This is a genomic window from Kitasatospora sp. NPDC114501 (assembly GCF_055633695.1).
Genome location: NZ_JBVKDS010000024.1, coordinates 65,081 through 90,007, shown reverse-complemented (window position 1 = coordinate 90,007; position 24,927 = coordinate 65,081). Strand labels below are relative to the sequence as shown.

The window sequence follows — 24,927 nt, the reverse complement described above, 5'->3', positions numbered from 1 at the left end:
CCGAGGCCGGGGATGTCAACATATCTGGCGTTGACTTTTGGCACGCTGTTGAGTTCTCAAGGAACGGACGCTTCCTTCGGACTGCCTTCCAGCAGACCCTCGGGGCTTCGCTCTTTCGTGTTTCCAGCCTACCAGACGCTTTCCGCTCCGTTTACCGGGGCTTTTCGCATCTGAAATCTGGTGTTAACCGCGGAGTCGCGGCGACTCGACCAACCATAGCCGGTCGGCAGCCGGAGCGCGAATCGGGGCGCGCCGGGGACTCCCCCGGACGGCGGCATGATTTGTTGCTCTCGCGAGCATATACAGCAATGGTCCCGATTCGCCAAGATGCCTGTAGAGTGCGGCGCATCGGCCAAGAGGACTAGACCACTCGCGGGCCGGTGAGTCGCCGGCCGGTGAGGTGGGCGCGGGCGGGGCCTTCGCCCGAGAATGTCAGCAGATGTCCGAAGTTGACATGATTTAGGCTTCAGTTGATCGTCGTGCCGCTCCTCGCGGCCGCTCGCTGTACTGCGCACTTGGGAGGCACAACCATGACCACTGTGACGTCGCCGCTGACCGGCAAGATCGTGGGGCTCGCGGGCGTGCCCGACCCGGTGTTCTCGGGTGCGATGGTCGGCCCGGGCACCGCGATCGACCCCGTTCGCGAGCAGACCACGGCGGTCGCTCCGGTGGACGGTGTCGTCGTCTCCATGCACCCGCACGCGTTCGTCGTCGTGGATGCCGAGGGTCACGGCGTGCTGACCCACCTCGGGATCGACACCGTCCAGCTGAACGGCGAGGGCTTCGAGCTGCTCGTCAACAAGGGCGACACGGTGACCCGCGGTCAGGCCGTCATCAAGTGGAACCCGGCCGCCGTCGAGGCCGCCGGCAAGTCGCCGATCTCGCCGATCGTGGCGCTGGAGGCCACCGCCGAGTCGCTCGGTGACCTGCGGGAGGACGGCGACGCCAAGGCGGGCGAGCAGCTGTTCGGCTGGCACTGACCCCTTCCTTCCGACACCCGCCCCGGACGAGATGACGGGGCGGCCCCCACTCAGCGGTTCCCGGCGGGGCCGCTCATCTCAGCGGAGACAGGTGACATGGAGAAGACGCTGCGCGGCGTGGGCGTGAGCCACGGGGTCGCGATCGGCCAGGTGCGGCACATGGGGACGGCGGTGCTGGAGCCCCCGGCCACCCAGATCCCGACCGAGGACGCTCCGCGCGAGCAGGCCCGCGCCCAGGCCGCCGTCGAGGCGGTCGCCGCCGACCTCGTCGCGCGCGGCAACCTCGCGGGCGGCGAGGCCCAGGCCGTGCTGGAGGCCCAGGCGCTGATGGCGCAGGACCCGGAGCTGATGGCCGACGTGTCCCGCCGGATCGCCGTCGGCAGCAGTGCCGAGCGCGGTGTCTACGACGCGTTCGCGGCCTACCGGGCGCTGCTCGCCTCCGCCGGGGAGTACCTGGCCGGGCGGGTCGCCGACCTGGACGACGTGCGCAACCGGATCGTGGCCCGGCTGCTCGGTGTGCCGATGCCGGGCGTGCCGGACAGCGACGAGCCGTACGTGCTGTTCGCGCGGGACCTGGCGCCGGCCGACACCGCGCTGCTCGACCCGGCCCTGGTGCTCGGCTTCGTGACCGAGGAGGGCGGGCCGACCAGCCACAGCGCCATCCTGGCCCGGGCGATGGGCGTGCCGGCCGTCGTGGCGCTGCCGGGGGCGATCGACGTCGCCGAGGGCACCGTCGTCGCGGTGGACGGCAGCTCCGGCGACGTGCTGCTGGAGCCGTCGCAGGAGAAGCAGGACGAGCTGCGGGCGGCCGCCGCCGAGCGCAGGGCCGCGCTGGCCGCCTCCTCCGGCCCGGGGCAGACCTCGGACGGGCACCGGGTACCGCTGCTGGCCAACGTGGGCGGCCCGGCCGACGTGCCGGCCGCGCTGGAGAACGGCGCCGAGGGCGTCGGCCTGTTCCGCACCGAGTTCCTGTTCCTGGACGACTCGGCGAAGGCGCCCACCGCGGAGAAGCAGGTCGAGGCGTACCGCAAGGTGCTGGAGGCGTTCCCCGAGGGCCGGGTCGTGGTCCGGGTGCTGGACGCCGGCGCCGACAAGCCGCTGGACTTCCTGACGCCCGCCGACGAGCCGAACCCGGCGCTGGGCGTGCGCGGTCTGCGCACCCTGCTCGAACACCCCGAGGTGCTGCGGACCCAGCTCGAGGCACTGGCCGCGGCGGCCGAGGGCCTGCCGGTGCACCTCGAGGTGATGGCCCCGATGGTGGCCGACCGCAAGGACGCCAAGGACTTCGCGGCCGCGTGCCGTGAGGCCGGGCTGAACGCCAAGTTCGGTGCGATGGTGGAGATCCCCTCGGCCGCGCTGCGCGCCAGGGCGATCCTCCAGGAGGTCGAGTTCCTGTCGCTGGGGACCAACGACCTCGCGCAGTACACCTTCGCGGCCGACCGTCAGGTCGGTGCGCTGGCCCGGCTCCAGGACCCGTGGCAGCCGGCCCTGCTGGACCTGGTCGCCTCGGCGGCCGACGCCGCGCGGGCGAGCGGCAAGAGCTGCGGCGTCTGCGGCGAGGCGGCCTCCGACCCGCTGCTGGCCGTGGTGCTGACCGGTCTGGGCGTCACCAGCCTGTCGATGGGCGCGGCCTCGATCCCCTACGTGCGGACCACGCTCGCCAAGTACACCCTGGCGCAGTGCCGCCGGGCGGCCGAGGCGGCCCGGGCCGCGGACAGCGCCGAGGACGCGCGGGCCGCGGCGCAGCAGGTGCTCTCCGGCGAGTGACCGCGTAGCGACGCGAAGGGGCGCCCCCACTCGGGGGCGCCCCTTCCGTGTGCCTCGGGCCGGTCAGGCCTGGCGGTCGAGGCGGAGCTGCTCGAAGAAGCGCAGGTGCTCGATGCGGTCGACGGAGCCGGGGTTGACGGCCTGCTCCAGCGGGGTGCCGGAGAGGATGCGCTTGACCGGGACCTCGATCCGCTTTCCGGTGAGGGTGTGCGGGAGGCCGCGGACGGCGATGACCTCGTCCGGCACGTGGCGCGGGGAGAGCTCGGTGCGCAGTGCGGTGCGGATGCGGGCGATCACGTCGTCGTCCAGCTCCGCGCCGGGGGCGAGGACGACGAACAGCGGCATCCAGTAGCCTCCGTCGGGCTCCTCCAGGCCGATGACCAGGGACTCGGCGATCTCCGGGAGGCGCTCGACGACCTCGTAGATGTCCGAGGAGCCCATCCGGACGCCCTGGCGGTTGAGGGTGGAGTCGGAGCGGCCGTGGATGACGACGGTGCCCCGGGAGGTGACGGTGATCCAGTCGCCGTGGCGCCAGATGCCGGGGTACATGTCGAAGTAGCTGTCGTGGTACCGGGTGCCCTCGGGGTCGTTCCAGAAGCCGGTGGGCATCGACGGGATCGGCTTGGTGACGACGAGTTCGCCGACGGCGTCGGTGAGCGGCTCGCCCTGGACGTCCCAGGACTCGACGGCTGCGCCGAGGCAGGGGGCCTGGATCTCGCCGAGGTGGACGGGAAGGGTGGGGACGCCGCCGACGAAGCAGGAGCAGACGTCGGTGCCGCCGCTGACGGAGGCGAGCCAGACGTCCTCCTTGACCTCGTCGTAGATCCAGCGGAAGCCGTCGGGCGGGAGCGGGGAGCCGGTGGTGCCGATGCAGCGCACGGCGGAGAGGTCGAGGTCGCGGCCGGGGTGGAGGTCGGCCTTCCGGCTGGCGATCACGTAGGCGGCGGAGGTGCCGAGGACGGTGGCGCCGGTACGGGCGGCGACCGACCAGAGGGCGCCGGTGTCGGGGTGGCCGGGGCTGCCGTCGTAGGTGACGATCGTGGACCCGACGAGGAGGCCGGCCAGCAGGAAGTTCCACATCATCCAGCCGGTGGAGGTGTACCAGAGGAAGCGGTCCCGGGGGCCCAGGTCGAGGTGGAGGCCGGCCTGCTTGAGGTGTTCGAGCAGGATGCCGCCCTGGCTCTGGACGATGGCCTTGGGCAGGCCGGTGGTGCCGGAGGAGTAGAGGACCCAGAGCGGGTGGTCGAAGGGGACCGGCTCGAAGACGGGCTCGACCTCGTCGGCGACCAGGTCGTCCCAGTGCAGGGTGCCCTCGGGGGCGGGGGCACCGAGCAGCGGGACGTGCACGACGGTGTGCAGGCTGGGGAGTTCGCGGCGCAGTTCGGCGACGACGTCGCTGCGGTCGTGGTCCTTGCCGCCGTAGTGGTAGCCGTCGATGGCGAAGAGGACGGCGGGTTCGATCTGCTGGAGGCGGTCGAGGACGCTGCGGGCGCCGAAGTCGGGGGCGCAGCTGGTCCAGACGGCGCCGACGGCGGCGGTGGCGAGCAGGGCGACGGCGGCCTGCGGGACGTTGGGCAGGTAGGCGCTGACCCGGTCGCCGGGGCCGATGCCGCGGGCGCGCAGGGCGGCGGCCAGCGAGGCGACCTGGCGGCGGAGCTCGGTCCAGGTGAGCACGGCCGGCTGGTCGGTGGTCTCGTCGAGGTGGAGGATCGCGGGGCGGTCGGCGTTGGCCGGGTCCTCGGCGGCGCGCAGGGCGTGCTCGGCGTAGTTGAGACGGGCGCCGGGGAACCAGCGGGCGCCGGGCATGGCCGGGTCGGCGAGGACGGCTTCGGGGGCCCGGGTGAAGCGGACGTCGAACCACTGGGTGACCGCGGTCCAGAACCGGTCGAGGTCCTCGGTGGACCAGGCGTGCAGGTCGGCGTACCGCTGGGCGGCCTGCTGGTCGTCGGCGGCCGGGGCGAGCGGAGCGGCCGGGGCGCCGTGGTGTTCGGCGGCCCAGGCCTGGAAGGCCACCAGGGTGGTGGCGGCGGCGCGAGCGGGATTCGGGCGCCAGAGCGGCTGGTCCTGCGGTGGGGTGCTCACGGTGGTGGTCTCCCGGCCGGTGGTGGGGACGGGAGCGCTCGTGGCAGACCCGTCCGGTTGGGCTGTCGGTGCAGACCATGCCATGTGATCGCCCGCCGCGCCAGGGTCGGCCGACGGGTGGGCGGGAGCTCAGCGGGCGGTGAACTCGCCGCTGAACCAGCGGCGCAGGATGCCGTTGTGGAAGTCCCAGACCAGCGGGGTTTCGACGGTGGCGAGCAGCCAGCCGTCGGTCTCGTCGGTGGGGCGCGAGGGCGGGAGGTCGGCGAGCGGGCGCGCCGGGAGCAGTCCGCAGAGCATGACGAAGCGGCCGTTGGGGTCGGAGGCGGTGTGGATCAGGGTGACCTCGGCCGGGTCTGCGGAGATGCCGGTCTCCTCGTGCAGTTCCCGCACGCAGGCCTGCTGCCAGCTCTCGCCGTAGTCCATGTAGCCGCCGGGGAAGGCGAGTTCGCCGTAGCCGGGTTCGATGGTGCGGCGGATGACGACCAGGGCGGGGTCGGCGTCGGGGCGGGTGACGGGGAGGACGGTGACCGCGACGGGCAGCGGGTTGCGGTAGCTGATCTCGGCGCAGCCGGGGCAGGTGCGCGGCCAGAGTCGGGTGCCGGGCGGGTAGGGCGTGCCGCAGAAGTGGCAGTGGGAGAACGGCCGGTGGGCGGTCTGCTGCGCTTCCTCGAGGGGCGTCGTTTCGTCGGTGGTCATGGCCGGATGGTAGCCCGGGGCGCCGGCGGTGTTGCCGCGAGCGGCGGAACCTCAGGGGGTGCCGCTGTCGTCGGCCGTGCCGTCGCGGGTGGGACGGAGCAGCGCGGGGTGGAGCAGTCGGGCGTCGCCGGCGTGGTAGGTGCGGGCGCGGGGGCCGCCGCGGGCGCCGCCGCGCTCGGTGGTGGTGCCGGTGCTCTCGACGAAGCCGGGCACGGACAGCACCTTGCGGTGGAAGTTGCCGGGGTGGAGCTTCTCGTCCCAGACCGCCTCGTAGACGGCGCGGAGGTCGGGGATGGTGAAGTCGTACGGCAGGAAGGCGGTGGCCAGCGGGCTGTACTCGAGTTTGGCGCGCACCCGGTCGAGGCCGTCGGAGAGGATCCGGGCGTGGTCGAAGGCCAGCGTGAGCGGGCCTGGGCCGGTGCGCCCGTCGACGCCACCCCCGTGGGTGTCGGCGGGCGCACCGGCGGCTCGGGACCGGCCGTGGGGCCGGAGGTCCAGGTCGGAGACGGGGTGCCAGCCGGCGGCCGCGGCGTCCGTCCCCGCCCGGGGGTCGGGCAGGTCTGGGGCGAAGGCGAGGTAGGCGACGGAGACGACGTGCATCCGTGGATCCCGCTCGGGGGCGCCGTAGGTGCCGAGCTGTTCGAGGTGGAGGCGGCAGGGCCGGTTCTCGGCCTCGGAGGCGCTCCGCAGGCCCGTCTCCTCGGCGAGCTCGCGGGCGGCGGCCTCGTCCAGGCCTTCCTCGCCGGCCCGCAGGAAGCCGCCGGGCAGCGCCCAGCAGCCCTGGTAGGGCGGGGCGCCGCGTTCGACGAGCAGGACGTGCAGGCTGCCGTGGCGCAACGTCAGGGCGACCACGTCCACGGTGACGGCGATCGGGGCGTAGGCGCGCGGGTCGTACGCGGCGAGCCACTCCTGCTCGGCGCCGGGCCCGGTGGAGGGCGGCTGGTCGTCCGCTGCCATCGCCGGGCTCCTTTCCGTGCTCACCGTCACTGACCTGCCCCGCCGGTGCCGTGTCGTTCTTCTCGGACTGAGCACAACGTAGCGATTGCGTTCCCCTGCGGCAAACGGTTTTCCCGCTCGGCCGGGGCTTCCGCCTCTAGGCTGTGACCAGGAACTCTGCCAGAGGAGACCCACATGCCCACTGCTCCCCCGCCGGACTTCGCCGCCGCGCTGGCCGCCGGGCCGCTGGTGCTCGACGGTGGGATGTCGAACCAGTTGGCGGCGGCCGGGCACGACCTCTCGGACGGGCTGTGGTCGGCGCGGCTGCTGGCGGACGACCCGCAGGCGGTGGTGGCGGCGCACCGGGCGTACTTCGCGGCGGGCGCGGACGTCGCGATAACCGCGAGCTACCAGGCGAGTTTCGAGGGTTTCGCGCGCCGCGGGGTGGACCGGGCGCAGGCCGCGCGGCTGCTGGCGAGCAGCGTGGAGCTGGCCCGGGAGGCGGCGCGCCCGGAGCCGGGCGGGCGGCGGCGCTGGGTCGCGGCCTCGGTGGGCCCGTACGGGGCGGTGCTGGCGGACGGTTCGGAGTACCGGGGCCGGTACGGGCTGAGCGTCGCGGAGCTGGCGGACTTCCACCGGCCGCGGCTGGAGGTGCTGGCCGCGACCCGGCCGGACGTGCTGGCGCTGGAGACGGTGCCGGACGCGGACGAGGCCCGGGCGCTGCTGGGGCTGGTGCGCGGGCTCGGGGTGCCGGCCTGGCTGTCGTACAGCGTCGAGGGCGACCGGACCAGGGCCGGGCAGCCGCTGGCGGAGGCCTTCGCGCTGGCCGCCGACGTGGACGAGGTGGTCGCGGTGGGCGTCAACTGCTGTACGCCCCGGGACGCGGACCGGGCGGTGGCGGTGGCCGCCGAGGTGACCGGGAAGCCGGTGGTGGTCTACCCGAACAGCGGGGAGAGCTGGGACGCCGCCGGGCGGGGCTGGTGCGGCGAGCCGACCTTCCGCTCGGCCCGGGTGGGCGGCTGGCTCGCGGACGGGGCGCGGCTGGTGGGCGGCTGCTGCCGGGTCGGGACGGACGGGATAGCGGCGCTGGCGGCGGAGGTGGCGGTGCTCCGGGCGCAGCGGGCGGGCGCGGTGGGCACGCACGGCTGACGACGGACGGCTCACGTCACGGCCGGAGGCCAGCGGTCGGCGGCTTGTGGTCGGCGGCTTGTGGTCGGCGGTCGGCGGCGCGGACGCGCCGAGGCCGAACCGCAGGCCGCACCGTGGGTGAACAGGGGGCGGAGGGCGGGTTACCCGGGGGGAAGGTGCACGGAGTCAGCGCGGCCTGGCAGACTCGTCCCGTCACCACCGCGGTCGACAATGTCGACCGCCTGTCAGCGCGGAGGTTCCCATGCCCGGCCCGATCCAGTCGCTTTCCCGGGCCGCCGCGATCATGCGCCTGCTGGCCGGCGGCGAACGCCGGCTGGGCCTGTCCGAGGTCGCGACGGCGCTGGACCTCGCCAAGGGCACCGCGCACGGCATCCTGCGCACGCTGCAGCAGGAGGGGTTCGTCGAGCAGGATCCGGAGACCGGCAAGTACCAGCTGGGCGCCGAACTGCTGCGGCTGGGGCAGAGCTACCTCGACGTGCACGAGCTGCGGGCGCGGGCGCTGGTGTGGGCGGACGACCTGGCCCGGGCGTCCGGGGAGACGGTCTACCTGGGGGTGCTGCACCACCAGGGCGTGCTGATCGTGCACCACGTGTTCCGGCCGGACGACACCCGGCAGGTGCTGGAGGTCGGCTCGATGCAGCCCTTGCACAGCACCGCGCTGGGCAAGGTGCTGGTGGCCTACGACCCGGTCGCACGCGGGGAGTTGGGCGACGGGCCGTACGAGTCGTACACCGTGCGGACGCTGACCGGGGCGGCCGACGTGGACGCCGAGTGCGCGCTGATCCGGGAGCGCGGCTGGGCGGACTCGATCGAGGAGACCTGGGAGGGCGTGGCCTCGATCGGCGCGCTGATCCAGGACCGCCGGCGCAACCCGGTGGGCGCGGTGTGCCTCAGCGGCGCGGTCGAGCGGGTCTGCGAGGACGGGTTCGTGAAGCCCTCGCTGGTGGCCTCGGTGCGCAGCGCGGCGCGGGCGATCTCCCGCGACCTGGGCGCCGGGCGGTTCTGAGCACATCCACGGACGGCTCGCGGAGAGCCGTCGATTCGTCACGCTGAGGCGCGGACGGGCGGGAGGCCTGTCCGCGCCTCTGGCGTTTTGTCCCGTTTCGGGGCGCTCCGCTCGGTAACGTCGACGGACCCGCCGAGGTGAGGGTCACAGCTGCGTAACCCTGCCTTGACGTGGGGGCGACCTGGGGAGGAAGCTTCCGCATGACGGTCGACATTGTCGAACGATGGCCGGAGAGATCACTCCCACAGTGCGCTCACCCGCACAGTGATCGACCGGCCGCCCGCCCCCACCCCACCCTCCGGGCCATATGGACAAGGGAGTCTTTGTGTCCGCGTTCTCCAACGGCGACGTCTTCGTCGGCGAAACCCTCGGCACCGCCGCCCTGATACTTCTCGGCGGTGGCGTCTGCGCCGCCGTGACCCTCAAGAAGTCGAAGGCCGTCAACGCCGGCTGGCTGGCGATCACCTTCGGCTGGGGATTCGCGGTCCTCATCGCCGCCTACATGTCGGCTCCGAAGTCCGGCGCCCACCTGAACCCGGCCGTCACCCTCGCGCTCGCGGTCAAGAGCGGCGAGTGGGGCCAGGTGCCGCTCTACCTCGGTTCCCAGCTGCTCGGCGCGATCATCGGCGCCGTCCTGGTCTGGGCCACCTACCTGGGCCAGTTCAACGCGAACGAGGAGCCCACCCTCGGCATCTTCTCGACGGGCCCCGAGATCCGGAACCCGCTCCAGAACGTGCTCACCGAGGTCATCGGCACCTTCGTGCTCTGCTTCGCGATCCTCACCATCGGCACCAACTCCGGCCTCTCCCAGTCCGGCACCAGCACCCTGATGGTCGCCTTCACCGTGGTGGGCATCGGCCTCTCGCTGGGCGGCCCGACCGGCTACGCGATCAACCCGGCCCGCGACCTCGGCCCGCGCATCGCGCACACCCTGCTGCCGATCCCGAACAAGGGCGGCTCCGACTGGTCGTACGCCTGGATCCCGGTCGTCGGCCCGGTCCTGGGCGGCCTCGCGGCCGGCGGCGTCTACAACGCCATCTTCTAAAAGGACGGGTTCGCCCCCGCCGCACACGGGGACTGACCGAGCAGGCGTCAGGCCCACCCACCCCGTATCCCCCGAACCCGAGCCGAGGACCCTCCCCATGACCTCCACCGGTAACTACATCGCCGCGATCGACCAGGGCACCACCTCCAGCCGCTGCATCATCTTCGGCGCCGACGGCCGGATCGTCGCCGTCGACCAGCAGGAGCACCGGCAGATCTTCCCCCAGCCCGGCTATGTCGAGCACGACGCCGCCGAGATCTGGACCCGGGTGCAGTCGGTCGTCCGCGGCGCGCTGGAGAAGGCCGGCCTGACCAAGGACGACATCCGCGCGATCGGCATCACCAACCAGCGCGAGACCACCGTCCTGTGGGACAGGAACACCGGCGAGCCGGTGCACAACGCGCTGGTGTGGCAGGACACCCGTACCGAGGCGCTCTGCCGCGAGCTGGGCCGCAACGTCGGCCAGGACCGCTTCCGCCGCGAGACCGGCCTCCCGCTGGCCAGCTACTTCGCCGGCCCGAAGATCCGCTGGCTGCTGGACAACGTCGAGGGCCTGCGCGAGCGCGCCGAGGCCGGCGACATCCTGTTCGGCACCATGGACACCTGGGTGATCTGGAACCTCACCGGCGGTGTCAACGGCGGCAAGCACGTCACGGACGTCACCAACGCCAGCCGCACCATGCTGATGAACCTCAAGACGCTCGCCTGGGACGAGAGCATCGCCGAGTCGATGGGCGTGCCGATGGCCGTCCTGCCGGAGATCCGCTCCTCCGCCGAGGTCTACGGCGAGGCCGTCGGCGACCTGGCCGGCGTCCCGGTCGCCTCCGCGCTCGGCGACCAGCAGGCCGCGCTGTTCGGCCAGACCTGCTTCGACGAGGGCGAGGCCAAGTCCACCTACGGCACCGGCACCTTCCTGCTGCTGAACACCGGCGAGAAGATCGTCAACTCGTACCACGGCCTGCTGACCACCGTCGGCTACCGGATCGGCGACCAGGCCCCGGTGTACGCCCTGGAAGGCTCGATCGCCGTCACCGGCTCGCTCGTCCAGTGGCTGCGCGACCAGCTCGGCATCATCTCCACCGCCGCGGAGATCGAGACCCTCGCCAACACCGTCGAGGACAACGGCGGCGCCTACTTCGTCCCGGCGTTCTCCGGCCTGTTCGCCCCGTACTGGCGCTCCGACGCCCGCGGTGTGATCGCCGGTCTGACCCGGTACGTCACCAAGGGCCACCTGGCCCGGGCCGTCCTGGAGGCCACCGCCTGGCAGACCCGCGAGGTCGTCGACGCCATGCAGAAGGACTCCGGGGTCGAGCTCACCGCCCTCAAGGTCGACGGCGGCATGACCAGCAACAACCTGCTCATGCAGAACATCGCCGACGTCCTGGACGCCCCGGTCGAGCGCCCGTACGTGGCCGAGACCACCGCCCTCGGCGCCGCCTACGCGGCCGGACTCGCCGTCGGCTTCTGGAACGACCTCGACACCCTGCGGGCCAACTGGCACCGCGCCGCCGAGTGGACCCCGCGCATGGACGAGGCCACCCGGGAGCGCGAGTACAAGAAGTGGCTCAAGGCCGTGGAGCGCACCATGGACTGGGTGGAAGAGGAAGAGGAGAACTGATCGAACAGCCGGTCGGGGCCCCGTGCCCCGGCCGGCCGCCCGCTGTTCCGGCAGCGGGTGTCACCGTGTTTCACCGGCCCGCCGCACCGGGCCGACCGGCCTCTCCCGAGGGGCCGCACCGCACACGAGAGGAGTAACGGCGCCGCCGGACCCGCGCGCCGTACACAACCACCATGGCAACCATCCCGACCCTCGGCGCCGAGCGCACCGCCGGCCACACCGCCTCCCGCGCCGAGACCCGTGAACTGCTCGGCAAGGCCACCTACGACCTGCTGGTGATCGGGGGCGGCATCCTCGGCACGGCCGTCGCCTGGACCGCGTCCCAGGCCGGCCTGAAGGTCGCCATGGTCGACGCCGGCGACTTCGCCGGCGCCACCTCCAGCGCCTCCTCCAAGCTCGTCCACGGCGGTCTGCGCTACCTGCAGACCGGTGCGGTCAAGCTGGTCGCGGAGAACCACAAGGAGCGCCGCGCGCTCTCCACCGACGTGGCCCCGCACCTGGTCAACCCGCTGACCTTCTTCGTCCCGGTCTACAAGGGCGGCCCGCACGGCGCCGCCAAGCTCGGCGCCGGCGTCTTCCTGTACTCGGCGCTGTCCGCCTTCCGCGACGGCATGGGCCGGGTCTCCACCGCCGCTCACGCCGCCCAGCAGGTGCCCGCGCTGCGCACCGAGGGCCTGCGCTCGGTGGCCGTCTACGGCGACCACCAGATGAACGACTCGCGCGTCGCCGTGATGACCGTGCGCGCCGCGGTCGACGCCGGCGCCGTGGTGCTCAACCACGCCGAGGTCACCGGGCTGCGCTTCACCGGCGGCCGGGTCACCGGCGCCGAGCTGCGCGACCGCCTGGACGGCACCGAGTTCGGCGTCGACGCCCGCCTGGTGCTCAACGCCACCGGCCCGTGGGTGGACCACCTGCGCAAGATGGAGGACGCCGGCGCCGCGCCGTCGATCCGCCTCTCCAAGGGCGCGCACGTGGTCGTCAAGCGCCGCTCGCCGTGGCGCGCCGCGCTGACCATCCCGATCGACAAGTACCGCGTCTCCTTCGCCATCCCGTGGGAGGACCACGTCCTGCTCGGCACCACGGACGAGGAGTACACCGGCGACCCGAAGGACGTCCGGGCCACCGACGCGGACATCGACCAGATCATGGGCGAGGCCGCGCACGCGATCCGCGACGAGCACCTCGACCGCGACCTGATCACCTACTCCTTCGCCGGCCTGCGGGTGCTCCCGGGCGGCCCGGGCGACACCGCCGCCGCCAAGCGCGAGACGGTCGTCACCGAGGGCCGCGGCGGCATGCTGTCGGTCTCCGGCGGCAAGTGGACCACCTACCGGCACATCGGCCGGGCCGTGCTGGAGAAGCTGGCCCACGTGCCCGGCACCAGCCTCGGCGAGGACATGTCCCCGATCGCCCCGACCGTCCCGCTGCCGGGCGTCGGCGCGCCGAACGCGGTGGCGCACCGCCTGCTGATCGACCGCGAGCCGGGCTCGCGGATGGAGCCGCTGGTGGCCAAGCACCTGGCCAGCCACTACGGCACCCTGTCCTTCGACATCGCCCGCATGATCGACGAGAACCCGGAGCTCGGCCGGCCGATCCACGAGGACGGCCCGGACGTCTGGGCGCAGGTCGCGTACGCGGCGGACAACGAGTGGGCGTACACCGCGGACGACGTGCTGCGCCGCCGCACCACGATGACGGTGCGCGGGCTGGACACGCCGGAGATCAAGGCCGAGGTCGAGGCCTTCCTGGCGACGCGCAAGAAGTAGGACGTAGGTCGGACCGCTCGCGGAGGGCGGGCGTTCGGGGTCTCCCCCGGGCGCCCGCCCTCCGGCGTGCCGGGCGGCCGCCCGCCGGTTCGGGCGGGGATACGCCGAGGGGCGGCACCCGTACGGTACGGGTGCCGCCCCTCGGCGTTGCTGCTTCGTGCGTCGACTGCTTCGTGCGTCGACTGCTTCGTGCGTCGACTGCTACGCGCTAGATGACCAGGCTGAGCGGCAGGATCAGGGCGATGGCGACCACCGAGATCACCGTCTCCATCACCGACCAGGACTTCAGCGTCTGGCCGACGCTCATCCCGAAGTACTCCTTCACCAGCCAGAAGCCGGCGTCGTTGACGTGCGAGAGGAACAGCGAACCTGCGCCGATCGCGAGCACCAGCAGGGCCGCGTGGGTCGAGGACATGTTCGCGGCGAGCGGGGAGACGATGCCGGCCGCGGTGATCGTGGCGACCGTCGCCGAGCCGGTGGCCAGGCGGATCAGCACGGCGATCAGCCAGCCCAGCAGCAGCGCCGAGATGTGCCACTTGCCGGACCACTCGCTCACCGCGTTGCCGACGCCCACGTCGATCAGGGTCTGCTTGAAGCCGCCGCCCGCGCCGACGATGAACACGATGCCGGCGATCGGCCCGAGCGACTTGCCGACGGTGTCGGAGATCCGGGCCCTGTCGAATCCGGCCGCCCTGCCGAGGGTCACCATGCCGAGCAGGGTCGCGGCGAGCAGCGCGATCAGCGGGGAGCCGACGAAGTCGAACACCCGCTGGCCGATCGCCTTCGGGTCGTCGATCACCACGTCGGCCAGCGCCTTGCCGAGCATCAGCACGACCGGCAGCAGGATGGTGGCCAGCACCGCGGCGAAGGACGGGGTGCGGTCGTGCTTGGCCGTCTCCGCGGGGGCGGTGGGCGCCGGGAGCTCCAGCGGGCCGACCCAGCGCTCGGCCAGCCGCGCGAACAGCGGACCGGCGATGACCAGGGTCGGGACGGCGATCAGCAGGCCGAGCGCCAGGGTGATGCCGAGGTCGGCCTTCAGCGCGTCGACGGCGACCAGCGGGCCCGGGTGCGGGGGCACCAGGCCGTGCAGCACCGACAGTCCGGCCAGAGCCGGGATGCCGATCCGCATCAGCGGCACGTTGCCCCGGCGGGCGACCAGCAGCACGATCGGGATCAGCAGGACGACGCCGACCTCGAAGAACAGCGGCAGGCCGAGCACGGCCGCGATCAGCGCCATCGCCCAGGGCAGCGCCTTGTTGCCGGTGCGGGAGAGCACGGTGTCCGCGATGATGTTGGCGCCGCCGGAGTCCGCCAGCAGCTTGCCGAGCATCGCGCCGAGGCCGATCAGCAGGCCGACGCCGGCGACGGTGGAGCCGAAGCCCGTGGAGAAGCTGCTGAGCAGCTTGTCGAAGGGGGCGCCCGCGACGGCGGCCAGCAGACCGGAGCCGAGCGTGAGGGCGAGGAACGGGTGCAGCTTCAGCTTGGTGATCAGTACGACGATCGCACCGATGCTGAGCAGCACCGCGATCAGCAGCTGGGAGTCGCTGCCGGTGTGCGGCAGGGCCGGTGGGGCGGCCGCCAGCAGAGTGGGGGCAATGGTCACGCGAGGTCTCCATTGACGGGCCGCAGCAGCGCCACGGCCATCTCGACGAGTTCTTCGGGGGACGGGCCCACGTCCAGGACGGCCCCGCGCTCGTCCGCCTCCAGGGGTTCCAGGGCGGCGTACTGCGAGTCGAGCAGCGAGGACGGCATGAAGTGCCCGGTGCGGTGGTTGAGCCGGTCCTCGACCAGCTCGTGGCCACCGCTGAGGTGCAGGAAGAAGGCGCCCGGGCAGGCCGCGCGCAGGGTGTCGCGGTAGCGGTGCTTCAGCGCCGAGCAGGTGACCACACCGCCGCTGCCGGACTCGGTCCGCTCCGCGAGCCAGGCGCCGATGGCGCGCAGCCAGGGGGCGCGGTCCTGGTCGCCGAGCGGGATGCCGGCCGACATCTTGGCGATGTTGGCCGGGGGGTGGAAGTCGTCCGCCTCGGCGAAGGGGAGGGCGAGGCGGTCCGCCAGCAGACGGGCCAGGGTGGTCTTGCCGACGCCCGAGACGCCCATCACCACCACGGTGAGGGGGGCCTGGGGGAGGTCGTGGATCTCGACGCTGAGAGCCATGGGTGGTGCTCCTTCGTTGCCTGGCCGCCACTATCGCCTCAAAGATATGACGTATTCAAGTGACGGAAACCAAATCGTCATACTTTTGCGGTGTGGCCTGGATCGCAGGGCGGCGTCAGCGCCCGCAGGGCGGCATGAGGGCTCGGCGGGCCGGCGTCTAGGCTGGGCGGATGGAGATCCAGGGGCTGCCCGGGCGGCTGCTTGACGAACTCGGGCCGGCGATCGCGTCGGGGGAGATTCCCGAGGGGGCGGTGCTGCGCGGCGAGGAGCTGGAGGCCCGGTTCGGGGTGTCCCGGACGGTGGTCCGGGAGGCGGTGCGGATCCTGGAGGGGATGCGCCTGGTCGCCTCCCGGCGGCGGGTCGGGATCACCGTGCAGCCCAGGACGCTCTGGGACGTCTTCGACCCGATGGTGATCCGCTGGCGCCTGGCCGGCTCGGACCGGCCCGCCCAGCTGCGCTCCCTCGGCTCGCTGCGGATGGCCGTCGAACCGGCCGCGGCCGCGCTCGCCGCCACCCATGCGAGCGACGACGAGCGGCGCGAACTCAGCTCACTGGCCGTGGATCTGACGGTCACCGCACGGGCCGCCGACCTGACCGCCTTCCTCAGGCACGACATCGCCTTCCACTCCCTGGTGCTGCGGGCCTCCGGCAACGAGATGTTCGCCCACCTCGGGGACACCGTCGCGGCGGTGCTCACCGGCCGGACCGAGTACCATCTGATGCCCCATCAGCCGGAGCCGTACGCCATCCGGTTGCACCGCGAGGTCGCGGAGGCGATCTGCGCCGAGGACGCCGTCCACGCCGAGCAGGCGATGCGGACGATCGTGACCGGCGCGCTGGAGGAGCTCAACCTCCAGCTCGGCTGAGCCCTGGTCCACCCGACCGCCGGGCCCGCCCCTCGCGGCCTGCCGGGACTACCGGGACTGCCCGGATGGCACGTTTTGGCGGGAGTTCGACGGTTTCGGACGCATAGTCCCGGTTCGGCTGGGCAGAGTGAGGCGAAGGGGCGTGTTTCGTGTGCGCCCGTTCCGTATGCTTCACCGAACACGCGCCACGCGCCTGGGGGTCGCTCGATGTCCGTGCCACGCCGCCGTCGTCGTCGCCGCCTGCCCGACGAGGTGCGCGCCGCCGCAGTCCGGGCGGTGCTCTGCCTGTCCTTCACCCTGGTGGGTGTCGTGGTGGCGACCCTGGCCTCGTACGCGGGCAGTTGGCTGCTGACGCCCGCGCTGCTGGCGATGGGGCTCGGGGTGTTCGGCACCATGTGGTGCCTGCTGGAGATCCTGATCTCCCGCCAGATCGCGGCCCAGCGGATGCGGGCGCCGGGCTCCGGGTACCCGATGGCGGGCAGTCGGACGCCCTCCGCGCCGCCGGCCGCGCGGCCGCTCCCCCGGCCCGGCTCCTCCTCGGTGTACCGGCAGCCGTACGAGTCGGCCCAGCCGCAGCCCCAGCCGTACGGCCCCGGGCAGCAGCCGTACGCACCGGGGCAGCAGCCGTACGGGCCCGGGAAACAGCCGCCGCGCCAGGCCCGGGTTCGGCCCAACCACCCGTAGCGGCGGGCGGGTCGGGTCGGTCAGTCCCGCACCGGCAGCGCCCGGTAGTGGGTGGTGAGCCGGCGGTCCCCGTCCAGGACGTGGAAGGCCAGCATCGGCGGGTGGTCGAAGGCGATGTCGCTCCCGCTCTCGAAGGGCAGCGTGACGGTGGAGACCACGCCGGGCGCGACCAGCAGCGGCAGGCCGGCGAAGGTGGTGGCCGCGGCGGTGTGGGCGTGGCCGCAGAGCAGGGCGGCCACCCGGGGGTGCTCGCGCAGCACTCGCGCCAGCCGTTCCTCGCCGAACTGGCGGATCGGGTCGACGTACGGCAGGTGCAGCTCCACCGGCGGGTGGTGGAAGGCCACCAGCGCCGGCAACTCGGTACGCCCCTCGGTGAGTTGCGTGTCCAGCCAGTCAAGCGTCCGCTCGTCCAGCAGGCCGTCGTCCTGCCCGGGTATCGACGAGTCGAGCATCAGCACGTCGGCGCCCGGCAGTCGGTGCAGCCGGTTGACCGGCCCGTCCGCCGGCGCCTCCCCCGGTTCCTCGCCGAGCAGCACCTCCCGGTACGGCGCCCGGGAGTCGTGGTTGCCGGGGCAGATCAGCACCGGGTGCCGGGACTTCAGCACCTCGGCCACCTGCCGGTACTCCTCGGCCAGGCCCTGGTCGGCGAGGTCGCCGGTGACCAGCACCGCGTCCAGCGGGCCGGGCAGGGTGTCGAGGTACGCCATCACCTGCTCGGCCCGCCGCCGGGCCCGCTCGCCGCCGTCCCCGCGGTGGACCTGGCCGAGGTGGATGTCACTGAGGTGCGCGATCGTCAACATGACGATCACGCTATCCACTTCACGGCTGGGCGGGAACCTCCGCGGGGCGCTTGAACATCCGGGTGGCGGTGATCTCGCCGTGGATGGTCGGGCCGTCCGGGTCCGGCGCGGCGGGCAGGCCCGGACGCAGGTGCTCCTCGACCGAGATGTACTTGAGGCCGGCCCGCAGGTCGGCGTCGTTGCGCAGTCGGATCACCAGCGGGAACTCGGCGAGCGCGGTGGTGTCGAACAGGCCGGTGGTGTAGATCAGCTGGACGCCGAGCGCGTCGGCCACGGCCCGCTGGAGCTCCAGCAGGTAGGTGGCGTTGGCGCGGCCGATCGGGTTGTCCAGGAACAGCGTGCCCGCGTGCCGCAGCTGGGACTGGCCGCGGTCGTTGGCGCGCAGCGCGGCCATCGTGCAGTACAGCGCGATCGCCGCGGTGAGCAGCTGGCCGCCGGAGAAGACGTCGGACATCTGACCGACGCCGACCCGCTCGGCGCGCAGCACCGCGTCGGGCTTGAGGATCTCGACGCTGACGCCCTTGGGGCCGATCGCGGCGGCGACCCCGCGCAGCAGCAGGGACATGCCGTCGCGGCGCAGGTCGCTGTTCTTCCTGACGGCGGCGCGGGTGGCCTCGTCGATGACCTCGCCCAGGCGCTCGACCAGGGTGGCGTGGTCCGGGTCCTCGAAGCGGATCCGGAGGAACTCCTGGCCGGACCACTCCCCCAGGCCCTCGGGCAGCCGGGACAGCCGCTGGGCGGCGCGCAGCGTGGTGAGCGAGGACTCGACCAGGCCGCGCAGCCGGTCCACGATCGAGCCGCGGTTCTTCTCCAGCTGGGCGAGCTCGTCGGTGAGCACCCGCAGCCGGGGCGCGAAGGCGGCGGCCCAGGCGGCGGCGTGCTCGGGCAGCGCGGAGGCGGGCAGTTCGCGGATCTGCTGGCGGGCCGGGGTGCGGACGGCCTCGTAGCGGGCGGCGTTGGCGTGCCGGACCAGGGCGTCGGAGGCGTCGCGGACGGCCAGTTCGGCGGAGGACAGCTCGCCGGCGGCGGTGCGCAGGGCGCGGCGTGCCTCGGTGGCGCCGGTACGGGCCTCGGTCAGCGAGCCCAGGTACGGCTCGACCGGGTCCTCCGGGTCCTCCTGGTGGTCGCGCAGGCCGTCGCGCAGCTGGCCGGCCAGCTCGTCGAAGTCGGCGGCGGCGGCCTGGGCGGTGTCGAAGGTGCGCTGGAGGTCGGCGTGGGCGGTGCGGGCGGCGTCCAGGGCCTCGCGGCGCTCGGCGAGCCGGCTGGTGGCGGTGCGCAGCAGGGCCTGGGCGTGCTCCGGGTCGGTGGGGACGAGGTCCTCGGGCAGCTCGGTGTGCGCCTCGCCGTCGGCGGGGGCGGAGCGTTCGGCCTCGCCGCGCAGCCGGCCGAGCTGCTCGCTGGCAACGGCGGAGCGGGCCTCGATGGTGGCGACCAGCTCCTCGGCGCGGGCGGCGGCGGCCTGCCGGGCCGGGCCGTCGGCGCCGTCGGGGCTGCCGAGCAGTTCCTCGGCCCGGGTGCGCACCTTGTTGGTGAGGCGGTCGAGTTCGGCCGCGGCGGCGGCCTCGTCGCCCTCGGCGCGGGCCTGTTCGGCGCGCAGGTCGGCGCCGACGCCGACCTTCTCGTACAGCTGGGAGGCGGCGCGGTAGGCCTCGCGCAGGGCGGGCAGCGCGGCGGGGGCGGTCTCGGCGGGCTCGTCGGTGTGCTCGGCGGCGGGGATCTCGGCGCGTTCGGCGCGCAGCGCGCGGGCCGTACGGCGGGCGTCGTCGGCGGCGCGCTGGGCGGCGCGGCGGTCCTCGTCGCAGGTGCGGGCGCGCTCGGCGCACAGGGCCTGGCGGCGGTCGCACTCGGCGGCGTCCTCGGCGAGTTCGCGCTGGCGGCGGGCCCAGTTGCCGCGCTCGCGCAGCCGGAAGGCGAGGCCGGAGAGGGCGTCGGCGCGGCGGCGGGCGCGCTGGGCGGCCTCGCGGTGCTCCTCGTGGGCGGCGGCGGCCGCGGCGTGGTCGGTCTCGGCCTCGTCGTGGTCGGCGCGCAGGGTGGCCAGGGCGGCGGCGGCCTGCTCGGCGTGCTCGCGGGCGGCCTCGGCGGCGGCGGCGAGTTCGGCGAGGGTGCCGGGCGGGCAGCTGGCGTGCCAGGAGGCGAGGCGGGCGGCCAGGGCGCGGTCGGCGCCGAGGCGGCCGGCCAGTTCGCGGATGTGCTCCTCGCGGGCGCTCGCCCGGGCGCGCAGGTCGCGGCGCTCGCCGTCGGCGGCGGACTCGTCGTGCATGGCCGGGTTCGGCGGGACGAGGAAGAACGCGGGCTCGTCGGTGATCGGGGCGATCAGCGAGGCGGCGGCGCCGACGGCGACGGTGGAGCGCGGCAGCAGGGCGGCAGCCTGCAGGGCCTCGCGGGCGCGCTCCAGCGAGGCCGGGTCGGTGACGACCACGCCGTCGACCAGTTCGGGGCGGGCGGCGAGGATCGCGTCGTGGTCGGCCGGGTCGACGGACTGGGCGAGGTAGCGCCAGCCGGGCAGGGCCGGGATGCCGTGCTCGGCGAGGTACTCGACGGTGGCGAGCACGTCCGGGCCGGGCGGCAGCAGGCCGCCGTCGCCGAGGGCGGCGAGGATGCGGGAGTCGTCGGCGGCGGCCGTCCGGAGGTCGAACAGGGTGCGTTCGGCGGTGGCGATGGACTCGTCGAGGAGTTCGCGCAGGTACTCGGCGTTGCGGTCGAGCACGGTGGGGGTGAGGAAGCCCGCGTCCTCGTCGGCGCCGTCCTGGTAGGGGGTCAGGGAGAGCAGGTCGGCGAGGCGCTGTTCGGTGGCGAGCAGGGCGGCGGTGCGCTGCTCGGCGGCGAGGGCCCTGGCGGCGTCCTTGCGGGCGTCGCCGGCCCGCTCGGCGGCGAGTTCGGCGCGCGAGGTGGCGGCGGCGGCCTCGCGGAGCCGGGCGGCGGAGGCCTCTGCGGCGGCGCGGGCCTGGGCGAGCGCGGCGGCAGCGGCCTTCTCGACGTCGGCGGCGTGCAGCGCGGCGCGGGCCGGGTCCACGTCGCCGTCGGCGTCGATGAAGCCGGCCGAGACGGCGGCCTCGGTCTCCTGCTCGACCTCGGCGAGGCGCTGGCGCAGGTGCTCGGCCTCGCTGCGGGCCTTCTGGGCGGCGGTGGCGGCCTCGGTGGCGTCGGACTGCGCCTTGCCGCCGTCCTGCTGGAGTTCGCCCGCGCGCTCCTCCTCGGTGTCGGCGCGGGACTCGGCGGCCGCGGCGGCGGCCTCCAGGGCGCGGGCCAGGGCGGTCGCGGCGCGGGCGCGGGCGGCGAGCGCGGGGGCGGCGTCCAGTTCGGCCTCGCGGATCGCGGCGGCGACCCGGGCGACCCGGTCGGCGGCGGCGCGCTGGCGCAGCACCGCCTCGGCGGCCTGCCAGGCGGCGTGCAGGGTGCGGGCGTCGATGAGTTCGCGGCGCAGCGCGGCGGCCTCGGCGGTGGCGGCGGTGAGGCTCAACGTGGCGTGCCGGTGGGTGAGTTCGTCGGTGATCAGGCTGTGCCGGGTGCGGTCGGCCTCGGCCGCGGTGACGGCGCTCGCGGCGGCGGCGACCTCGATGGCGAGGTCCTGGGCGCGGTCGCGTTCCGCGGCCGCGCGCGAGGTGAGGGCGTGGGCGAGCCGGCGGGTGCGGCGCTCGGCGGTGCGGTGGGCCTCGCGGACGGTCTCGCGGGCCGTGGTGGCCTCGGCGATGCGCTCCAGCAGGTCCAACGACCCTGCGGTGAAGTCACGTTCGGCGGTGAGTTCGGCGCGGCGGCCGAGCTTGGCGGCGAAGCCGTGCACGAGGTCGGCGAGGCCGTCGGTGTCCCGGGTGTCGGTGACGGCGCGCAGCAGGAGGTCGGTGAAGTCGCTGTCGTGCTTGACCGCGAAGAGGCCGGCCGCCTCGCCCTCGTCGGCGTTCATCTCGCGCTGGTAGCGGAAGAGTTCGGGGTCGAGGCCGAGCTCGCCGAGGTGCTCGGTCCAGCGGTCGTGGCCGTCCTCGAAGACCAGGTCGAGGTGGGAGTGGGCCTTGCCGGCCTCGGTGAGGGCGTCGCGGAAGCCCTTCATGGTGCGCCGGCGGCCGCGGGCCTTCTGGTCGCCGGCCAGGCTGACCCGCTCGGCGACCGGCAGCGAGTCGAGGGTCAGGCCGGGGCCGGGGCGGAAGGAGTACCAGGTCTCGGCGAACTTGCGCGGGTCGGAGGAGACCTGGCGGCCGCGCCACTCGCTGACCTTGCCGACCACGATCAGCTCGCCGGTGACGGTGTGCTGCCACTCCAGGGCGACGTGGCCGCAGTCGTCGGCGAGCAGGAACTTGCGCAGCACGCCGGAGCTGGCGCCGCCGAGGGTGTTGCGGTGGCCGGGGAGCATGACCGAGAAGATCAGCTTGAGCAGGACGGACTTGCCGCCGCCGTTCTCCAGGAAGAGCACGCCGGCCGGGGCGGGGCGGCGGACCGGGCCGTCGGGGTCCTCGCCGAACAGGCCGATCTGCTGCGGGGCCGGGTCGGCGACCGGCTCGCCGACGCCGCGCAGGTCGAGCACCGTGTCGGCGTAGCGGGCGCCGGCCGGTCCGATCGAGTAGAGGCGGACCCGGTTGAGCTCGTACATGTGCGGCGGTTCTCCGTGGCTTGCGTGGCGTGAGGGATGGGCGGCGGGCCGGCGCGGGGCGGGTGGGCCGCGGCCGGCGCGGTGGGGGCTCGGGGCGGGTGGTCCCGGAGCCCCGGGCTCAGAGCGAGTGGAACGGCAGCCCCGCGTCGGCGACCAGTTCGTCGCCGGTGTCCGGCGGCAGCAGGCTGGCGGTGCCGTCGGAGACCGCGACGATGCCGAGGTCGAGCAGTTCGGCCATGGCGGCGCTGCCCGCCAGGTCGCGCACCTGGAGCTGGTAGCGGGCGGTGGTGCGGTAGGTGCCGCCGGAGTCGTCGGAGACCTTCTGCAGGAAGCCGGAGTCGACCAGGAACAGGACGGCCTTGGCGACGATGCCGATGGTGGAGCCGGAGAGCCGGCGGGCGTCCTTGGTGGCGCCGGTGGCGGTGCGCCGGGCCCACACCCGCCACGCCGCCTCCAGGCCGGGGGCGTCGGAGGCCGGGTCGGTGTTGGCGCCCTCGGCGTCGGCCTGCTCCTCCAGGCGGCGGCAGGCCTGGCGGACGAAGGAGTCGACGCCGTTGACGGTGATCCGGCCGAGGTAGCCGTCGTCGGCGAGGTCCTCGGGGCGGGGGAAGGCCATCGCGGCGACGGCCAGGTGGGCGAGGCCGTGCAGGAAGCGGTCGGTGGACTCGGAGGCGGCGCGGCGCGAGTAGTCGCCCATCCGGACGGCGAACAGCGAGTCCTCGGCGGCGGCCACGGCCATGCCGGCCCGCGGGGAGACCTCCAGGACGACCAGGCCCATGCCGGTGGCGATGGCGTCGGCGAGCCGGGCGAACGGCGGGTCCTCGCGGTGGCGGCGCACCAGTTCGGCGTACTCGGCGTCCCGGGCGGGCAGCAGCTTGGCCTGGAGGCCGAAGGAGACCAGCCGGGCGGCGTCCGCGACGTCGGCCGGGGTGATCGGCGCGGGGGCCGCGGGTTCGCTCTCGGCCGCCCAGGACGTGTCGTGGTGGGTCGTCACGGGCGGTGCTCCTCGGGGGTGGCGCGGCGGTTACGGTTCGTCAAGGTGGGTTCCGGCAAGGTCTGGTCCCGGCGGGTGTGGTCCCGGTGTGTGCTTCCCGGCCGTCAGCCGGCGTCCTTGCGGTCGGCGGCCATGCCGACCGCGTCGAGCAGGGCGCTGCCGACGATCAGGTCGGCGCCGCCGAACTCCTGGTCGCGCAGCGGGGTGCCGTCGTCCACGGCGAACAGCAGCCGCTCCTCGCCCTGGCGGTAGGCGGTGCCGACCGGCGGGCTGGCCGCGTGCACGGCGAGCAGGGCGACCAGGTACGGCAGGTCGGGGTCCTGCTCGCGGGCGTCGGCGAGCAGGCCGGAGAGCCGGCGGGGGGCGTCCGGGGGCAGGTCGAGCAGGACCATCGCGGACTCCAGCTGGGCCTCGGAGAAGCGGCTGTCGTCCGGGGTGGCGACCAGGTCCGGGTCGGGCAGCTCGGCGCCGAGGTGCTCGCGTTCGACCGGCGGGGTGAGCAGCAGGTCGACCAGGTCGGCGACGCGGACCGAGACGGGGGTGCGCAGACCGGCGCCGCGGGCGAAGAACGCGCCGGTGGGGCGGACGGCCTGTTCCACCGGCAGCCGCAGCACGGGGGCGAGCAGCTGGCCGTAGAGGTCGATGCCGCTGCGGGCGCCGGGGGTGGCGAAGGCCTGCCGGTCCTGCTCGGCGCGGAACAGCGGGCCGGCCTCCAGCAGGCGGGTCTGGAGCTGGGTGTGGCGCCGGATGCAGTCCTTGACGATGTCGACCAGCTCGGCGGCGCGGCGCTTGTGCTCCGGCTCCTCGGCCTCGTCGCGGGCCTTGCGGATGTTGGTGAGAATCGCGTTCTCGTGCCGGTAGCGGTCCGCGATGTGGTCCAGCGCCTCCTCGATGAGGTCCGGAACGGCGCGCATCCAGTCGACCGCCCGCACGTTGCGGCGGGTGGCGTCCAGGGCGCGGCGCAGCGTCTCGGCGTACTGGACGGTGCGGTAGCGGGCCTGCTCGGCGGCGAGCTGGGCGTCGGCCAGGCGGCCGCGGCGGATCAGCACCTCCAGCTTGACCTCGGCGGCGATCTGGGCCGAGGTGACGTCCGTGTCGAGCGCGCCGACCAGGACGTTGACCGCCTCGTCGGTGGTGCGCAGGTAGACGCCGCCGTCGGGGCCGGGGACCTCCTCGATCAGCTTGAAGTCGTAGTCGCGGCGGACGTACTCGCCGTCCGCGCCGAAGGTGCCGTAGACGGCGCGGAAGCCGCGGTCCACGCTGCCGACGTTGATCAGCGACTCCAGCACCCAGCGGGCGACTCGCTCGTGCTCGGTGGCGGGGCGGCCGGCGGCCTGGGCGGCGACCCGGGGCAGCAGCCGGGCGAGCACTATCTCGCGGTCGGCCCCGGTGTCGAAGTCCATGTGCAGGGTGACCAGGTCGATCGCGGCGAGGCCCACCTCGGCCATCGCGTAGCCGCCGTACTCGCCGGCCAGGTTGACCTTGCGGTTGTCCAGGTCGTGCAGCGGGGCGGTGCAGGCCAGCGCCTTGAGCCGGCGGGCCAGGCCCTCGTCGGCGGCGGGGCCGGGCGCGGGGCGCGCGGCGGCCGGACCGGCGGGCGGTCGGAGGCCGGGCTCGGTGGGCGGGTCTGCGATGGCGGTCACGGAGGACAAGATTAGAGGTTCGCACCGACATCGACCGAAACGGACCTTGCGGGCGGGCGGAGCGGCAGGTGGGCGGCGGTGCGAGGGGCCGGTTCAGAACGTGGTTTCGACGGGATTCCGCCATTCCCGAACCCGCATTCGAGAAAACCGTGAGGGCTG

At 74.0% G+C, this 24,927-nt stretch carries 18 protein-coding genes; 9 read left to right on the top strand and 9 right to left on the bottom strand.

From position 1 onward, the window contains the following. Nucleotides 1-530 precede the first annotated feature (530 nt). Entirely contained in the window at nt 531-980 is a 450-nt protein-coding gene (locus ACZ7RU_RS34510; protein WP_470344937.1) for a PTS sugar transporter subunit IIA, read from the top strand. Between the two features lie 96 nt (nt 981-1,076). After that, complete coding sequence (gene ptsP, locus ACZ7RU_RS34505) at nt 1,077-2,747, top strand: phosphoenolpyruvate--protein phosphotransferase (RefSeq protein ID WP_470344936.1); 1,671 nt, start codon at nt 1,077-1,079, stop codon at nt 2,745-2,747. 63 nt (nt 2,748-2,810) lie between these two features. Here the strand turns inward: ptsP and ACZ7RU_RS34500 are convergent, their stop codons facing one another. From ACZ7RU_RS34500 to ACZ7RU_RS34490, 3 genes are all read right to left on the bottom strand, one after another. Next, entirely contained in the window at nt 2,811-4,829 is a 2,019-nt protein-coding gene (locus ACZ7RU_RS34500; protein ID WP_470344935.1) for an acetoacetate--CoA ligase, read from the bottom strand. Nucleotides 4,830-4,958: 129 nt separating this feature from the next. Further along, nucleotides 4,959-5,525 (bottom strand): NUDIX domain-containing protein, encoded by a 567-nt coding sequence (locus tag ACZ7RU_RS34495; protein WP_470344934.1) that lies wholly within the window; start codon nt 5,523-5,525, stop codon nt 4,959-4,961. A gap of 51 nt (nt 5,526-5,576) precedes the next feature. After that, entirely contained in the window at nt 5,577-6,482 is a 906-nt protein-coding gene (locus tag ACZ7RU_RS34490) for an NUDIX hydrolase (protein WP_470344933.1), read from the bottom strand. 174 nt (nt 6,483-6,656) lie between these two features. Between ACZ7RU_RS34490 and mmuM the strand changes: the two genes are divergently transcribed. The 5 genes from mmuM (at nt 6,657) to ACZ7RU_RS34465 (ending at nt 13,045) form a co-directional block, all read left to right on the top strand. Then, nucleotides 6,657-7,610 carry a homocysteine S-methyltransferase gene (gene mmuM, locus ACZ7RU_RS34485; protein WP_470344932.1) on the top strand — a complete coding sequence of 318 codons (954 nt, stop codon included), beginning with the start codon at nt 6,657-6,659 and terminating at the stop codon, nt 7,608-7,610. A 241-nt stretch (nt 7,611-7,851) separates the two neighbouring features. Further along, nucleotides 7,852-8,616 (top strand): IclR family transcriptional regulator, encoded by a 765-nt coding sequence (locus tag ACZ7RU_RS34480; protein ID WP_470344931.1) that lies wholly within the window; start codon nt 7,852-7,854, stop codon nt 8,614-8,616. Between the two features lie 325 nt (nt 8,617-8,941). Then, nucleotides 8,942-9,661, top strand: a complete 720-nt coding sequence (locus ACZ7RU_RS34475; protein ID WP_470344930.1) for an MIP/aquaporin family protein — start codon at nt 8,942-8,944, stop codon at nt 9,659-9,661. 97 nt (nt 9,662-9,758) lie between these two features. Beyond that, nucleotides 9,759-11,279 (top strand): glycerol kinase GlpK, encoded by a 1,521-nt coding sequence (gene glpK / locus ACZ7RU_RS34470; protein ID WP_470344929.1) that lies wholly within the window; start codon nt 9,759-9,761, stop codon nt 11,277-11,279. Nucleotides 11,280-11,452: 173 nt separating this feature from the next. Further along, nucleotides 11,453-13,045, top strand: coding sequence for a glycerol-3-phosphate dehydrogenase/oxidase (locus ACZ7RU_RS34465; protein WP_470344928.1), 1,593 nt, complete (start codon nt 11,453-11,455; stop codon nt 13,043-13,045). Between the two features lie 208 nt (nt 13,046-13,253). Here the strand turns inward: ACZ7RU_RS34465 and ACZ7RU_RS34460 are convergent, their stop codons facing one another. After that, a complete protein-coding gene (locus tag ACZ7RU_RS34460; RefSeq protein WP_470344927.1) occupies nt 13,254-14,648 on the bottom strand; it encodes a GntT/GntP/DsdX family permease in 1,395 nt (464 codons plus the stop codon). After that, on the bottom strand, nt 14,645-15,199 hold the full coding sequence (locus tag ACZ7RU_RS34455) for a gluconokinase (protein ID WP_470344926.1): 555 nt from the start codon (nt 15,197-15,199) through the stop codon (nt 14,645-14,647). The genes ACZ7RU_RS34460 and ACZ7RU_RS34455 overlap by 4 nt, the downstream gene beginning before the upstream one ends. 170 nt (nt 15,200-15,369) lie before the next feature. On the opposite strand from ACZ7RU_RS34455, the gene ACZ7RU_RS34450 reads away from it, so the two are divergent. Both ACZ7RU_RS34450 and ACZ7RU_RS34445 read left to right on the top strand, forming a co-directional pair. Beyond that, nucleotides 15,370-16,065, top strand: coding sequence for a FadR/GntR family transcriptional regulator (locus tag ACZ7RU_RS34450; RefSeq protein ID WP_470344925.1), 696 nt, complete (start codon nt 15,370-15,372; stop codon nt 16,063-16,065). A 207-nt stretch (nt 16,066-16,272) separates the two neighbouring features. Continuing rightward, entirely contained in the window at nt 16,273-16,749 is a 477-nt protein-coding gene (locus tag ACZ7RU_RS34445) for a hypothetical protein (RefSeq protein ID WP_470344924.1), read from the top strand. A 20-nt stretch (nt 16,750-16,769) separates the two neighbouring features. On the opposite strand, the gene ACZ7RU_RS34440 is transcribed toward ACZ7RU_RS34445, so the two are convergent. The 4 genes from ACZ7RU_RS34440 to ACZ7RU_RS34425 all read right to left on the bottom strand — a co-directional run bounded on the left by ACZ7RU_RS34440 (nt 16,770) and on the right by ACZ7RU_RS34425 (nt 24,768). Next, on the bottom strand, nt 16,770-17,549 hold the full coding sequence (locus ACZ7RU_RS34440) for a metallophosphoesterase (protein WP_470344923.1): 780 nt from the start codon (nt 17,547-17,549) through the stop codon (nt 16,770-16,772). 19 nt (nt 17,550-17,568) lie between these two features. Further along, nucleotides 17,569-22,131: a hypothetical protein gene (locus tag ACZ7RU_RS34435; protein WP_470344922.1), complete on the bottom strand. Its 4,563-nt coding sequence runs from the start codon at nt 22,129-22,131 to the stop codon at nt 17,569-17,571. 118 nt (nt 22,132-22,249) lie between these two features. Beyond that, on the bottom strand, nt 22,250-23,125 hold the full coding sequence (locus tag ACZ7RU_RS34430) for a hypothetical protein (protein ID WP_470344921.1): 876 nt from the start codon (nt 23,123-23,125) through the stop codon (nt 22,250-22,252). A 104-nt stretch (nt 23,126-23,229) separates the two neighbouring features. Further along, on the bottom strand, nt 23,230-24,768 hold the full coding sequence (locus tag ACZ7RU_RS34425; protein ID WP_470344920.1) for a hypothetical protein: 1,539 nt from the start codon (nt 24,766-24,768) through the stop codon (nt 23,230-23,232). Nucleotides 24,769-24,927 lie beyond the last annotated feature (159 nt).

What these genes read in the sequence shown, in the direction of transcription:
- ACZ7RU_RS34495 (WP_470344934.1), bottom strand. Translation starts at nt 5,525, where the DNA reads ATGACCACCGACGAAACGACGCCCCTCGAGGAAGCGCAGCAGACCGCC.
- ACZ7RU_RS34445 (WP_470344924.1), top strand. Translation starts at nt 16,273, where the DNA reads ATGTCCGTGCCACGCCGCCGTCGTCGTCGCCGCCTGCCCGACGAGGTG.
- ACZ7RU_RS34450 (WP_470344925.1), top strand. Translation starts at nt 15,370, where the DNA reads ATGGAGATCCAGGGGCTGCCCGGGCGGCTGCTTGACGAACTCGGGCCG.
- ACZ7RU_RS34480 (WP_470344931.1), top strand. Translation starts at nt 7,852, where the DNA reads ATGCCCGGCCCGATCCAGTCGCTTTCCCGGGCCGCCGCGATCATGCGC.
- ACZ7RU_RS34435 (WP_470344922.1), bottom strand. Translation starts at nt 22,131, where the DNA reads ATGTACGAGCTCAACCGGGTCCGCCTCTACTCGATCGGACCGGCCGGC.
- glpK (WP_470344929.1), top strand. Translation starts at nt 9,759, where the DNA reads ATGACCTCCACCGGTAACTACATCGCCGCGATCGACCAGGGCACCACC.
- ACZ7RU_RS34490 (WP_470344933.1), bottom strand. Translation starts at nt 6,482, where the DNA reads ATGGCAGCGGACGACCAGCCGCCCTCCACCGGGCCCGGCGCCGAGCAG.
- ACZ7RU_RS34455 (WP_470344926.1), bottom strand. Translation starts at nt 15,199, where the DNA reads ATGGCTCTCAGCGTCGAGATCCACGACCTCCCCCAGGCCCCCCTCACC.
- mmuM (WP_470344932.1), top strand. Translation starts at nt 6,657, where the DNA reads ATGCCCACTGCTCCCCCGCCGGACTTCGCCGCCGCGCTGGCCGCCGGG.
- ACZ7RU_RS34465 (WP_470344928.1), top strand. Translation starts at nt 11,453, where the DNA reads ATGGCAACCATCCCGACCCTCGGCGCCGAGCGCACCGCCGGCCACACC.
- ptsP (WP_470344936.1), top strand. Translation starts at nt 1,077, where the DNA reads ATGGAGAAGACGCTGCGCGGCGTGGGCGTGAGCCACGGGGTCGCGATC.
- ACZ7RU_RS34440 (WP_470344923.1), bottom strand. Translation starts at nt 17,549, where the DNA reads ATGTTGACGATCGCGCACCTCAGTGACATCCACCTCGGCCAGGTCCAC.
- ACZ7RU_RS34510 (WP_470344937.1), top strand. Translation starts at nt 531, where the DNA reads ATGACCACTGTGACGTCGCCGCTGACCGGCAAGATCGTGGGGCTCGCG.